14 protein-coding genes are annotated in these 12,813 nt (G+C 69.7%); 5 read left to right on the top strand and 9 right to left on the bottom strand.

Annotation, left to right across the window (positions count from 1 at the left end; genetic code table 11):
- Positions 1-161: 161 nt before the first annotated feature.
- The 6 genes from KBX00_RS16625 to KBX00_RS16600 form a co-directional block, all read right to left on the bottom strand.
- Positions 162-815 (bottom strand): O-methyltransferase, encoded by a 654-nt coding sequence (locus KBX00_RS16625; RefSeq protein WP_210827935.1) that lies wholly within the window; start codon positions 813-815, stop codon positions 162-164.
- A gap of 9 nt (positions 816-824) precedes the next feature.
- A complete protein-coding gene (locus tag KBX00_RS16620; protein WP_210827934.1) occupies positions 825-1,481 on the bottom strand; it encodes a nucleoside triphosphate pyrophosphatase in 657 nt (218 codons plus the stop codon).
- A gap of 66 nt (positions 1,482-1,547) precedes the next feature.
- Positions 1,548-2,678 (bottom strand): type VII secretion-associated serine protease mycosin, encoded by a 1,131-nt coding sequence (gene mycP, locus KBX00_RS16615; RefSeq protein WP_210827961.1) that lies wholly within the window; start codon positions 2,676-2,678, stop codon positions 1,548-1,550.
- Between the two features lie 38 nt (positions 2,679-2,716).
- Positions 2,717-4,057: a flagellar export protein FliJ gene (locus KBX00_RS16610; protein ID WP_210827933.1), complete on the bottom strand. Its 1,341-nt coding sequence runs from the start codon at positions 4,055-4,057 to the stop codon at positions 2,717-2,719.
- Entirely contained in the window at positions 4,054-4,554 is a 501-nt protein-coding gene (locus tag KBX00_RS16605) for a hypothetical protein (protein WP_210827932.1), read from the bottom strand. Before KBX00_RS16605 ends, KBX00_RS16610 begins: the two co-directional genes overlap by 4 nt.
- 110 nt (positions 4,555-4,664) lie before the next feature.
- Positions 4,665-4,877 carry an acyl-CoA carboxylase subunit epsilon gene (locus KBX00_RS16600; protein ID WP_210827930.1) on the bottom strand — a complete coding sequence of 71 codons (213 nt, stop codon included), beginning with the start codon at positions 4,875-4,877 and terminating at the stop codon, positions 4,665-4,667.
- 92 nt (positions 4,878-4,969) lie between these two features.
- Between KBX00_RS16600 and KBX00_RS29690 the strand changes: the two genes are divergently transcribed.
- Positions 4,970-7,354, top strand: coding sequence for a serine/threonine-protein kinase (locus KBX00_RS29690; protein WP_210827928.1), 2,385 nt, complete (start codon positions 4,970-4,972; stop codon positions 7,352-7,354).
- Between the two features lie 64 nt (positions 7,355-7,418).
- The gene (locus KBX00_RS16590; protein ID WP_210827925.1) at positions 7,419-7,655 is read left to right on the top strand and encodes a hypothetical protein; all 237 of its coding nucleotides are present in this window, start codon (positions 7,419-7,421) and stop codon (positions 7,653-7,655) included.
- Positions 7,656-7,760: 105 nt separating this feature from the next.
- Here the strand turns inward: KBX00_RS16590 and KBX00_RS16585 are convergent, their stop codons facing one another.
- Both KBX00_RS16585 and KBX00_RS16580 read right to left on the bottom strand, forming a co-directional pair.
- The gene (locus KBX00_RS16585; RefSeq protein ID WP_210827923.1) at positions 7,761-8,510 is read right to left on the bottom strand and encodes a GH25 family lysozyme; all 750 of its coding nucleotides are present in this window, start codon (positions 8,508-8,510) and stop codon (positions 7,761-7,763) included.
- Positions 8,511-8,628: 118 nt separating this feature from the next.
- Positions 8,629-8,889, bottom strand: coding sequence for a hypothetical protein (locus KBX00_RS16580; RefSeq protein ID WP_210827921.1), 261 nt, complete (start codon positions 8,887-8,889; stop codon positions 8,629-8,631).
- 132 nt (positions 8,890-9,021) lie between these two features.
- On the opposite strand from KBX00_RS16580, the gene KBX00_RS16575 reads away from it, so the two are divergent.
- From KBX00_RS16575 to KBX00_RS16565, 3 genes are all read left to right on the top strand, one after another.
- Complete coding sequence (locus KBX00_RS16575; protein ID WP_210827919.1) at positions 9,022-9,762, top strand: M50 family metallopeptidase; 741 nt, start codon at positions 9,022-9,024, stop codon at positions 9,760-9,762.
- Positions 9,763-9,832: 70 nt separating this feature from the next.
- Entirely contained in the window at positions 9,833-10,333 is a 501-nt protein-coding gene (locus KBX00_RS16570) for an RNA polymerase sigma factor (protein ID WP_210827917.1), read from the top strand.
- Positions 10,326-11,177 (top strand): hypothetical protein, encoded by an 852-nt coding sequence (locus KBX00_RS16565; protein WP_210827915.1) that lies wholly within the window; start codon positions 10,326-10,328, stop codon positions 11,175-11,177. Before KBX00_RS16570 ends, KBX00_RS16565 begins: the two co-directional genes overlap by 8 nt.
- Before the next feature lie 48 nt (positions 11,178-11,225).
- Here the strand turns inward: KBX00_RS16565 and KBX00_RS16560 are convergent, their stop codons facing one another.
- A complete protein-coding gene (locus KBX00_RS16560) occupies positions 11,226-12,809 on the bottom strand; it encodes an acyl-CoA carboxylase subunit beta (protein WP_210827913.1) in 1,584 nt (527 codons plus the stop codon).
- Positions 12,810-12,813 lie beyond the last annotated feature (4 nt).

Below are 12,813 nucleotides of genomic sequence, written 5' to 3'. Positions count from 1 at the left end.
CGCGAGCTCCAGGCCCGGCTGACCGGCCTCCGCCCGCCCGCGGCGCCACGCCGGGCCGCCCGGGCGCGGGAGGCCCGGGTTGCGGCATGGCGCGGTGTCCCGCCGCCGGGAGGCCGCGACATGCCGCAACCGGAGTCGATCGAGGCTGTCCGGCGTCGGTGTCAGTGCACGTGGGCGAGGGTCAGCCCGTCGGCGATCGGCAGCATCACGGCATCCACCCGCACGTCGGCCAGCACGTCCTCGTTGAAGGCCGCGATCGCCCGGTCGTCGGCGCTCTGCGGCGCCACCACCCGACCGTTGCGCAACACGTTGTCCACGGCGATCACACCACCGGGCCGCATCCGGGGCACCAACTCGGCCCAGTAGACCGGGTAGCCGGTCTTGTCGGCGTCGATGAAGGCGAAGTCCAGGTACCGCTCGTGCGGCAATTGGCGCAGCGTGTCGCCGGCCGGCCCGATGCGCAGGTCGATCCGGTCCTCGACACCGGCCCGCGTCCAGTACCGGCGGGCGATGCTCGTGTACTCCTCCGAGATGTCGAAGCAGGTCAACTGCCCACCCTCGGCCAGCCCGCGGGCGATCGCCAACGACGACAGCCCAGTGAACGTGCCCACCTCCACGGCCTGCCGGGCATCGAGCAGCCGGGTCAGAAACGTCAGGAAGGCGGCCTGTTCCGGCGCGACCTGCATCGACGCGTGCTCGGGAAGCAGCGCCAGCGTTTCCCGCGCCAGGTCGCTGACGACTTCGTCCGGCGGGGCGCCGTGCGCCACGAGGTACCGGTGCAGGTCGTCGGTGAGTGGAATCGACTTCAGCGTCATGCTCGGAACCTAACCGAGCGGCTCGACGATCTGGTTACCAGGCGCGACCTTTGTCCACAGATCGGTGATCCGCAGATCCAACTCGGCGAGCAGGTTCCGCAGCAACGGCAGGGAAAGCCCGACAACGGTCCCCGGATCCCCTTCGATCCGCTCCACGAACGGCCCGCCCAACCCGTCGATCGTGAACGCGCCGGCCACCGCCAGCGGCTCACCGGTAGCGACATAGGTGGCAATCTCGTGATCGCTGACCTCGGCGAAGTGCACCACGGTGGAGGCCACCGCCTCGGCGCGCCGCCCGGCCGAGATGTCGACGAGACAGTGGCCGCTGTGCAGCACCCCGCTACGCCCACGCATCCGCTCCCACCGCCGGGTAGCGTCGGCCTCGCTGTCGGGCTTGCCGAAAATCTCTCCGTCGAAGGCGAGCACCGAGTCGCAGCCGAGCACAAGGGTGCGCTCGTCGTCGGTGGGACGCAGCCGACCCAGCACGGCCTGCGCCTTGAGCCGGGCCAGTTCAAGGCAGAGATCTTCCGCCCGCTCGGTCACCACCACCGACTCGTCGACCCCACTGACCAGCACATCCGGCTCGATGCCGGCAGCCTGGAGAGACTTGCGGCGGGCTGGGCTCGCCGACGCGAGCACGAGGCGAAGCGGCACGGCATCAGACACCCCGCCGACGTTACCGCCTGCCCGCGTACGTCACGCCGCCCACCACCCGGTCCAGCAAGGAGACGGTCAGCGACTGATCCGCGGCGGCGGATCATTGGAGCGACGTCGACGACGGACCAACACCGCCCAGCCGCCGCCTGCCGCTACCAGCACCCCCAGCGTGACCAGGCCGCGAACAGTCGCCGCCCGCCCCTCGCCAGCCGGCGGCCCATCAGCCGCCGCTGTGGTAGGGCCAGCTACGTCCGGCGCGTCCGCCGGCACCGACCCAAAGCCCCTAGGCGGTACGTCCGCCGTCAGCGCCGCCACCAGATCGATGACTCCGTAGCCGTACTGGTCGTCCCGCCCCGGCGGCCCCTTGTCGATCGCAGTCGCAGTCAGCCGATGCGCCACCTCATCAGCCGGCAGATACGGATACTTAGCCCGAACCAAAGCGGCGGCCCCAGCCACAATCGCCGCCGCCCCAGAAGTCCCGGTTCCCTTTCTGTAGCCGTCGTGGAGGCTAGTGCTAAAAATATCCACTGCTGGTGCGGCGATGTCGACACCTGGGCCAGTAAAGGAAATATCGGCCACGCTTCCTTTGCTGTCAATTCCGCCTACCGCAATTACGCCGTTGGCTGCTGCGGGATATGGAATGCTAGAATTTCTTAGCCGGTTACCTGCTGCTGCGACTACGACAACGTCGGATGAGCGTGCTGTATCGAGGGCATGTAGAAGGCGTGGGCTCGCTCCTCCACCAGCGGAGACGCTGATCACGTCGGCGCCTGCCCGGATCGCATATTCGACGGCTGCGGCTAAGAGATCAACGTCACCCCTGGGTTCTGCATCTAAGCAGCGGACAGGGATTACTTTCGCTTTTGGTGCAATTCCCAGGGCGCCGGTATTGGCACTTCGGCCGTGTGCGGCTACCAGGCCTGCCATTCCAGTTCCATGGCCGGAGTTGTCCTGATGTCCGTTCGTCTTGTCGCCCGTCAGTAGGTCGGTTCCCGGCAGGAGATTCCTTTGAAGATCCGGGTGGGGGATTACTCCCGTATCTACTATGGCTACTGTGACCCCTTCACCTTGGCTTATTCTATGGACCTCCTGAATTTTCAGGTATGGCAGATGCCATTGATCTTTCCGTACCCGACTAGGGTCGTCTGGTATTGGCAATGCATGTGCTGGGGTCGACGACGCTAGCTGGAGGAAGCACACAAGAATGAGGGTGAGCGGAAGCCGCTTACTTAGCAGAGTTGATGTCACCGCGTAAGGCCGATTGCGGGCCCAGGGTCGATCGGTCCCTCCTCGTCAGGTGGGCGAATGATCGGAGATAGCCCTTCATTCACCGCCCATGGATTGTCCGGATCCCACCGCCGAGTTTCGTTCCCGTCTCGGGGGTGACTGAGAAGCGATCCCGTCCTGCTGATGCCTCTACCGCTGGTCGGACCAAGCATCGGCGAGCCGCCTACGGGGATCTGGTTGGCCGTGAGGCCTCCTCGTCCGGCCGGTCGAGATCCTGCGCCTCCAGTCGGCGCAGTTCCTGCTGCTCCGCCACCGATGACCCCGCCAGAAGGATTGGACGAGCGTAGCTGAGTATTGCTGGCTCCGGAGTGGCTAACACTCCCGCCGTTTACCCCTCCGATAATTCCATCTGGCAGGGCAGTGTTGGGCGGATTTCTGTGAGGCATTGGGTCTGGTTCCTTACCAATCTTCCTGGCCTCTGGGACGGGACGGCTGTTACTCGGTCGGATAACGAATTCCGGTGTCAGCGGAGGGTTGGCGCTGGATGCCGATGCGGGAGCGTTCGGCGAGGGGGTGGAGGGCGTAGCGGTGGTTGGAGAGGGATCAGCCCTGCCGAGTACGGGACCAGTAGTTGGGATGGCCGAATTGCGGCCAAGGTTCATCGTGGTGGAGTGCTTGCGGACTGCTGCCCGTCGAAGCGACGGAGGTAACGCGACGACGGGTGGGATGAGCGGCGCAGCAATACCGCTGTAGGCGTCGGGGTGTGCCCCATCAAGAACAGTTGGTTTTGTGGGGGGTGGGTGGCGGAGTTGGGTTTGGGCTTGGTGGAGTTCGGTGCTGAGGCCGTACATGACGTTGCGGGCCTGGATGTTCAACTGCTCCAGATCGGAGTCCGTCACCGGTGGCTGGATGGCTCGGCTTGCGGCGGCGGCTTTCGGATCTGCGGCGGTTTGTTCCCAGGATCGCTTCTGTTGCAGTTTGTCGGCGTACTCTTGATGGATCTTTTCGATTTTGTCTCGGCTGCTGCTGAGGGCCTGGGTCGCGGCGGACAGCGCGGTCTGGTTTGTGGCGGCGGTGTCGTGGGTGCGTTGCACCTGCTCGATCAGCTCGTCGAGTTTGGCGAGGTAGGCGTGGGAGGCTGCGTTGGTCTCGGGCGGCCAGGCCTGGGCCAGGCTTTCGCGGTAGGTCCTCAGCCGGCCGAGATGCTGGCCGGCCAGCTCGGCGATTTTTCGCCAGCCGGCGACGTGACGCCAGTGGTTGTCGGTGTGGTGGCCCTGGAGGCAGGCCCACATGTCGGCCACGTTCATCAGATGCCACTCGGTCAGGCCGCCGCTGCGGCCGATGCCCGGTTCCCTCATGGCACCACCACCGGGCCGGTGTTGTCGGTGCCGGTCGGGTCGACGAGCGGTGGCGAGGCCACGACCGATAGGGGCGGTGGGCCGGGCTGGCCGATCGTCTCGCCGACGGGTGGCGCAGTGTGCCGCTCCTCGAATGCTCGGTGGACGTCGGCGACGCGGGCAGCGGCGAAGGCGTCCGTGTCGGCGTACTGTTCGGCGACGAGCTTGGCTGCCTCGGCGAGGTGGCCGGTGGCGTCTCTGACGCCCCAGACCGCGTTTGTCGTCGCCTGTTGCGTTTCCCAGTGGGTACGCATGAAGTGCACCAGCTCGATGAACGCGTCGGCCGGGTTGGGCACGGTGGTGAGCATGTCGTCGGCGATGTACCGCAGGTGCGGTGCGTAACTGCTCTCCACCTCGGCACGGAGTTGCTCGGCGAAGTCTCGTAGCTGCCGGATGTCGGCCTCGACGCCCCCGGAACCGCCCAGCCAGGACGCGTGTCGATCCTCCTCAGGGATCATCGGCCCTCCCAATCTGTCACGGGCTCGCTCCCCTGAGTGAGGTTAGACGGTGAACGCCCCCTCCGGCAGCCCTGGCCGCGCCCGACAGCGCTGCCGGGAACCAGACGGGGTCAGCGCGGCAGGCCGGAGGTGCGCCAGTTGCCGGCACCGGGCGTCAGCGCCGCACCCGCCGGGCGGCCGCTGCGCGCCCAGACCGACGCCGGGGCCGGCGCGGGCCGGGCAGTGGGGCGCGACCGTACGGCGATCACGCCCACCAACGCGGCCAGTTCCTCGGCGGTCGGCACGCCGCGCACGACCCGGAACAGTGGCTCGTCGACAGACATGACCTCAGGGTACGCAGGGGGTAGGCCGACCTTCACCGCACAGTGGCGTGCCGGCGGTGTGACCGTATGCGCTGCCGGGTACCGTCTCAGCGATGTCAGAAGCGTCCCCCCAACTCGTCGCCGACCGGTACCGGCTGCTCTCGCCGCTCGGTCAGGGCGGCATGGGTCGGGTATGGAAGGCGCGCGACGAGGTGCTGCACCGCGACGTCGCGATCAAGGAGCTGGTTCCGCCGCCGGGCCTGACCAGCGACGAGCGTCGCGAGATGCGCGAGCGGTCGCTGCGCGAGGCACGGGCCATCGCCCGGCTCAACAACATCAACGTGGTACGCATCTTCGACGTTCTCCGCACCGACGGTGACCCGTGGATCGTCATGGAGTACGTGGCGTCCAGGTCGTTGCAGGACACCATCGCCGAGGACGGTCCGGTGCCGCCCGCGCGTGCCGTGGAGATCGGTCTGGGCGTGCTGAACGCGCTCAAGGCCGCGCACAAGGCCGGCATCATGCACCGCGACGTCAAGCCCGGCAACGTGTTGCTCGGCACCGACGGCCGGGTGGTGCTCACCGACTTCGGGCTGGCCACGATTCCCGGCGACCCGAACGTCACCCGTACCGGCATGGTGCTCGGCTCGCCCGCGTACATCGCGCCGGAGCGCGCCCGCGACGGCACCTTCGGCCCGGAGGCCGACCTGTGGTCGCTCGGTGCCACCCTCTACGCCGCCGTGGAGGGCAAGTCCCCCTTCGCGCGCCCCTCGGCGATCAGCACCCTGGCCGCGCTGGCCACCGAACCGGTACCGCCGGCCCGCAACGCCGGGCCGCTCAAGCAGGTGCTCGCCGGGCTGCTGCGCAAGGACCCACAGGAGCGGATCACCGCGGAGTCGGCCGAGCGCATGCTGCGCCGGGCCGGTGGCCGCCGGGCCCGGGGCATCTCACTGCTCGACGGCGTACGCCGACCCGGGCCGAACGGTCCGCGTGAGCCGCGCCCACCGCTGGTGCCGGCGCCACGCCCTTCCGGCGAGCGGCCGTCCACCCCGGTCACCCCGCCCGCACCCCGTACGCCACCCACCTCCGGGCTGCTGGCCGGTGGCGCGGCGGCAGCCGGCACCGCAGCCGACCATTCGACCGACACCCAGCCCGGCTCGGACGTCGACCCGACGACCAAGGTCGCTGGCCCGGCCGGCGGTGGGGATGCCGCTCCGACAACCAAGGTCCCCGGCACGGGCGGCAGCGCCGATGTCGACCCGACGGCGAAAGTCATCCCGACCGACCCGTCGCAGGCTGGACGGGCGGACGACCAGGAGAGCGGACGGTCCCGGACCGACCCACCGGGCGACGGCGACACCGCGCTGGCCGCCGCCGCTGGCACCGCCTCGACCGCCGCCGCAGCAGCCGGATCGCCGGGCGAGGGCATCGGTGCCGGGCCTGCCACGCCGCCCGACGAGGAGGCTGGTTCGGGTGCCGCCACCGGCGACCGGGGCGGCCCGGATCCGACGGACGCGGCGCATGGCGGCACCGAGCCGGCACCGGGCGCGACGGGCGACGGCGCCCAGCCGGAGGCGGCCGCGCCGACGGGTCAGGCGGCGCCGGCAGATCAGGGTGCGACTCAGACGGAGGCGGCGGGAGACTCGGCCGCAGGCGGGTCGAGCACGACGGAGGCCGGGACGGACCGGCCGGAGGACGGCACGCGGAGTACGCGGCAGCCGACCTCGGTCATGCCGGCGGCACCGGTCAGCCCGGCCCCGACACGTGGCAACGTCTTCAAGGCCGGGCAGTTCCGTTCGGAGCGGACCCGGCGGGCGGTGCTTGTCGGTGCCGTGGTGGCGCTGCTGCTGCTCGGCGTGGTGGTGGCGGTGCCGCTGCTCAACGGCGGCGACGAGGACGGCGGGACTCCGCCCGCGAACGGCACCAGCAGCGCGCCGGCTCCGACCAGATCAGAACCGGCCGCCCCACCGCCGAGCGACCAGCCGGCCAGCCCGTCAGCGTCGCCCAGCCCGTCGGTCTCGCCCAGCGCCTCCGAATCGGCCGGGGGCCTGCCGGAGGGGTGGACGCTGCGGACCGACGCGGTGGGCTTCAAGGTGCCGATACCCGACGGCTGGCGACGCAGCGCCGGCGGCACCTGGGTCAAGTACCGGGATCCGGACGGCGTCAGCGAGTTGACCATCGACCGGACCGACGAGCCGCAGCGGGACGCGGCCGCCACCTGGCGGCAACTCGAACCGGGCCGGAAGAACGTGCCGGGCGTGCAGAACTACGAGTACATCGACATTTCGTCGATCGACTGCAAGTGGCGGACCTGCGCCGACTGGGACTGGTACGAGACCCGCGACGGGGTCAAGATTCGAGTCCGTAACCGTGGCTTCGTCACCGCCAGCAACCGGGGCTTCGCCCTGCGCTGGGAGGTGCCGAACCGCGACTGGGACGAGCAGTCGGCGAACTTCGAGATGATTTTCCGTGAGTTCGTGCCGGATCGGCAGGACTGACCGGCAGGCATGGCCCTTCGCCGTTCGGGGTATCTGATCTCCGACGACGGAAGGGAGGCCCGAGATGGGTTACCGAGGAAGGGACGCCCGGCCCCGGCTGGCACTGTGGACGGCCGTGGTGCTGGGCAACGTCGTACTGCTGGTCGCCACCGTCGGAGTCGCGGTGCTGGCGACCATGTTGAGCCTGGTGACGCTCGCCGGAGCCGCGTTCACCGGCTGGCACCTCACCCGCCGGGGCAGCGTGTCCCGCAGCGCGGGGATGTCCGTGCCGGTCGCGATGACCGCCCGACGGCGGGCCTGAGATTCCCGGCGACACCCGGCGCGGCGACAGCGGTCCGGGTGCGGCGCGACGGCAGGCTGACGTCCGCTCCGAGCGAAGGACGTCGGCCCGCCGTCGCGGCGTACGTCAGGTGTTGTTGGCCAGCGCGATCAGCCGGCTGCGGTCGCCGTTCCAGTAGTTGCGGTCGACGCCGCCGCTGATGCCGGGGACGCTGCCGGAGTCGGTGTACTGCCAGAAGCTCCAGAACGGCGCGCCGGCCGGCAGCGACCCGACGGAGGACGACCAGCGGGCCACCCACAGCGGGTGGTTGTTCCACGGCCCGCTCCAGGAACCGGTGCACTGGTTCCAGAAGCTCGTGGTGGTGTAGATGACCGCGTACCGGCCGGTGCGGGACCGGTAGGTGTTGAGGAAGTCCTGCACCCAGTTGCGCATGCCGGTGGTGCTCAGGCCGTAGCAGTAGCCGCCGCTGTACGGGTTTGCCTCCAGGTCCAGCGCGGCCGGCAGGGTGCGGCTGTCCGCGGACCAGGCACCGCCGTTGGAGGCAAGGAAGTTCGCCTGGACCGCGCCGGAGGAGATGTTGGGCCGGGCGAAGTGGTACGCACCGCGGATCACTCCCGCGTAGTACGCATTCACGTAGTTGGTGTTGAAGTTCGGGTCGCGGTAGCTCGTACCCTCGGTGGCCTTGATGAAGGCGAACTGGATGCCGGAGTTCCGGACGCTCGTCCAGTTGATGGTGCCCTGGTAGCGCGAGACGTCGATGCCCGGCACGGTGGCGGCGCTGGCCGGGGTCGCGGTGGCGACGAGCCCGGCGGCTGCGGTGGCGAGTACGGCGAGTGCGGCGGCGGTCAGCCGGCGCAGCGATCTGGTCCGACCCATGGCGTCCTCCTGAGACGACTGTCGATAGACAGACATCTTTGGAGGCGACCGTCGGCCAGGGCAAGAGGGATGAAGACAACTTTCGATGTCCTGGTTATGGCGGCGACCCACCTGGCAATCAGCGCAGGGTGGCCGGATCCACCTGCCAGCGGAACGGGTCGGTGAGGGTGAGCGTCTCGCCGGCCCTGGCCACCCGGTCCTCGACGTAGTGCCCGCGAGCGCCACCTCGGCGGCTTCGACCACGCTGCCCTCGTCGTCGGGCAGGGCTCACGATCAGGCTCCCGTCGAGCAGCTCGAACCGGGCATTGGTCTCACCCGTGCCGAAGTATTCGTCCTCCGTCCAGAGGCCGGTGTGAGGTTCCAGGGGGGCCGCGCTCACCGGCGTTCACCTCCCGATCCGATCGCCACCCGGTCAGTCTCACACGATACGACCGGTTGGCCCGGGACCGACACCGGAACGGTGACCCGGCTCGACCCTGGCGGCGGAACGTGAGCGGTAGGCTGCCGCCTCATGGTGTCGATCGAGGGCATGACCGAGTTCTGGGACCGCCTGTTCGGCGCGCAGCCCGACCCGCCTCCGCTGCTCGTGGTGCTCACCGGGCTGGTCGCGCTGCTCGTCGTCGTCACCCGGCTGCCGTGGCGGATCGCGCGCAACGCGATCACCATTGCCCACGAGGGCGGTCACGCGCTGGTCGCCGTACTGACCGGACGCAAGCTGCAGGGCATCCGCCTGCACTCGGACACCTCCGGCCTGACGCTGTCCGCCGGCCGCCCCACCGGCCCGGGCATGGTGCTCACGCTGCTCGCCGGGTACCTGGCCCCGCCCCTGGTGGGCCTGGGCGGGGCGTGGCTGCTCGCCGGCAACCGGATCACCCTGCTGCTGTGGATCGCGGTGCTCCTGCTGCTGGCCATGCTGGTGATGATCCGCAACCTCTACGGCGCGCTGACTCTGGTGATCGTCGGGGGTGCGGTGCTCGCCGTCTCCTGGTACGCCGGCCCGCAGGTCCAGGCCGCCTTCGCGTGGACCGGGGTGTGGTTCCTGCTGCTCGGCGGCGTACGCCCGGTGGTGGAGTTGCAGCGGATGCGGGCGCGGCGCGGCATGCCGGCCTCCGACGCCGACCAACTGGCGGGCATCACCCCGCTGCCGGCGTTCTTCTGGGTCGTTCTCTTCGGTCTGGGCAACCTCGCCGTGCTGGCGGCCGGCGGCCTGCTGCTGGCCGGACCGCTGCTCGCCGAGGCCGGCCTCACCTGATTTCGTCGCCCGGCCGGCAACCCGCACCACCCCCCGGTGCGTGTGCTCTGTCAGGTACGGGGAGGTGCGGGTGGCGGACGTCGAGGGGTTCGACGAGTTCTACCGGGGCAGCCGGCAACGGCTGCTCGGGTACGTCTATGTGCTGACCGGTGACCTCACCGAGGCGCAGGACGCCGTGCAGGAGGCGTTCATCCGGGCCTGGCAGCGCTGGTCCAGCGTGGGTGGTTACGACGACCCGGAGGCATGGGTACGGGTGGTGGCGGCCCGGATCGCGGTCAGCCGCTGGCGCAGTCTACGCAGCCGGGCCCGGGCCTACCTGCGGCACGGCGCGATCGACAGCGTTCCGGGACCCACCACCGACACCGTCGAGGTGGTCGCCGCCCTGCGCCAGCTACCCGAGGAACAACGCGTCGCGATCGCGCTGTACTACCTCGCCGGACTGCCGGTCGCGGAGGTGGCGCGGCAGACCGCGGCCCCCGTCGGCACGGTCAAGGCCCGACTGTCCCGCGGGCGTGCCGCGCTCGCCGGGCTGCTCGCCGTATCTGATCTCGAGGAGGCTCCCGGTGCCTGATGAGATGCGGTTCCTTGAGCGGATGCACCAGGACCTGCGGGAGGTCCGCTGGGCTGAGCCGGCGGAACTGCGTGCGCAGGGCACCCGCCGCCACAGGCGTGCGGCGGTGGGATCGGCCCTCGCCGTGCTGATGGTGGCCGCCGTCTCCGTCGTCGTCACGAAGGACCTCGCCGCACCACCACCGGTGGCCCCGCTGGCCGCGCCGAGCACCTCGATCCCGTCCGCCGAGATCCCCCGGCATGCCATGGTGCAACCGGGTGACCTTCCCGTCGAGACCGGCCCTCCGCTCGGCCAGTCCGGTCTGGACGAACCGGTGCAGATCGATTACGTGTTGCTCGCCTGTCACCAGGAGCAGGGCCTGAGCGCCGACTGGGAACCGTCGCGTTACTCGCGCTCACAGACACTGTTGCGGGCACCTACCGAGAATCTCCCGGCCGACGAGGTGTTCAGTCAGGCCGTCTACCGGCTCGCTCCGCAGGTGGCCGACCGCATCTTCGCTCGGATCGATGCGTTGCTCGCCCCGTGCGCGAGCTGGCGGTCCATAGGGGACATGCGCTGGGACGATCAGGTCGTTACGGCCGAGGCCGACCATCGGTGGGAGGTGACCGCCCGCGACTTCGTCGGCGATCAGGCGATGGTGATCCAGCACAGCATCACGGAGGTACGGAACCTGGACACCGGCGAGCGCCGGGATCCGGTCCAGGTTGAAAGGACCGCGGTGGTGCGGGTCGGTGACCTGGTCACGGTGCTGGGTCTGGGTCGGAACGGTACGGAACGAGAGCTACGCCGGCTGGCCGCCGTGGCCGCCGACCGTCTCTGCGTCGCCGCCAACCCGCCGTGCTGACGGGCCCCTCCCGACGCGCTGGCGGCGGGAGGGGTCCGCTCGTGGCGCCTACAGCGGGATGTTGCCGTGCTTCTTGGGCGGGAGGGTCTCCCGCTTGGTACGCAGCACCCGCAACGCCCGGACGATCTGGGTACGGGTCTCGTGCGGCGGGATCACCGCGTCGACGTACCCGCGCTCGGCGGCCACGTACGGGTTGGCGAGGGTGTCCTCGTACTCGGCGATCCGATCGGCGCGGACCGCGGCCGGATCCTCGGCGGCGGCCAGCTCCTGCCGGTAGAGGATGTTCACCGCGCCCTGCGCGCCCATCACCGCGATCTGTGCGGTCGGCCAGGCGAAGTTGAGATCGGCCCCGAGGTGCTTGGAGCCCATCACGTCGTACGCCCCGCCGTACGCCTTGCGGGTGATGACGGTGACCTTCGGGACGGTGGCCTCGGCGTACGCGTAGATGAGCTTCGCGCCTCGGCGGATGATGCCGTCCCACTCCTGGCCGGTGCCGGGCAGGAAACCGGGCACGTCCACGAAGGTGAGCACCGGAATGTTGAAGGCGTCGCAGGTGCGCACGAAGCGGGCCGCCTTTTCGCTGGCCGCGATGTCAAGCGTGCCGGCGAAGTGCATCGGCTGGTTGGCCACCACGCCTACCGGCCGGCCCTCGACCCGGCCGAAGCCGACCACCATGTTCTGCGCGTAGAGCGGCTGGACCTCCAGGAATTCCCCGTCGTCGAGGACGTGCTCGATCACCCGGTGCATGTCGTACGGCTGGTTTGCCGAGTCGGGGATCAGGCCGTCCAGATCCCGGTCCGCGTCGCTGATCTCCAGGTCGGCCGGCGCGTCGAAGACGGGCGGCTCGTCCAGGTTGTTCGAGGGCAGGTGGGACAGCAGCGCCTTGACGTAGTCGATCGCGTCGGCCTCGTCGGTGGCGAGGTAGTGCGCGTTGCCGCTGCGGCTGTTGTGGGTGCGGGCGCCGCCCAGCTCCTCCATGCCGACATCCTCGCCGGTGACGGTCTTGATCACGTCCGGGCCGGTGATGAACATGTGCGAGGTCTGGTCGACCATGACCGTGAAGTCGGTGACCGCGGGGGAGTAGACCGCGCCACCGGCGCACGGGCCCATGATGAGCGAGATCTGCGGGATGACACCGCTGGCCCGGACGTTGCGGAAGAAGATCTCGCCGTAGAGGCCGAGTGAGGCCACGCCCTCCTGGATCCGGGCGCCACCGGAGTCGTTGATCCCGATCACCGGGCAGCCGATCTTCATGGCCAGGTCCATCACCTTGACGATCTTCTCGCCGAAGACCTCGCCGAGGGAGCCGCCGAAGACCGTGAAGTCCTGGGCGAACACGCAGACCTGCCGGCCGTCGACGGTGCCGTAGCCGGTGACCACGCCGTCGCCGTACGGGCGGGTCCGGTCCAGCCCGAAGTTGGTGGACCGGTGCCGGGCGAACTCGTCCAGCTCGACGAACGACCCCTCGTCGAGCAGCATCTCGATGCGCTCCCGGGCGGTCTTCTTGCCGCGCGCGTGCTGCTTCTCCACGGCGCGTGCCGACCCGGCGTGCACCGCCTCGTCGACCCGTCGTGCCAGGTCCGCCAGCTTGCCCGCGGTGCTGTGGATGTTGGTCCCGGTCTCGGTAGTCACCCTG

The organism is Micromonospora sp. C95 (assembly GCF_018070465.1).
Lineage (GTDB): Bacteria > Actinomycetota > Actinomycetes > Mycobacteriales > Micromonosporaceae > Micromonospora.
The sequence above is the reverse complement of the archived record's forward strand: the minus strand, read 5'-3'. Positions and strand labels throughout refer to the sequence as shown.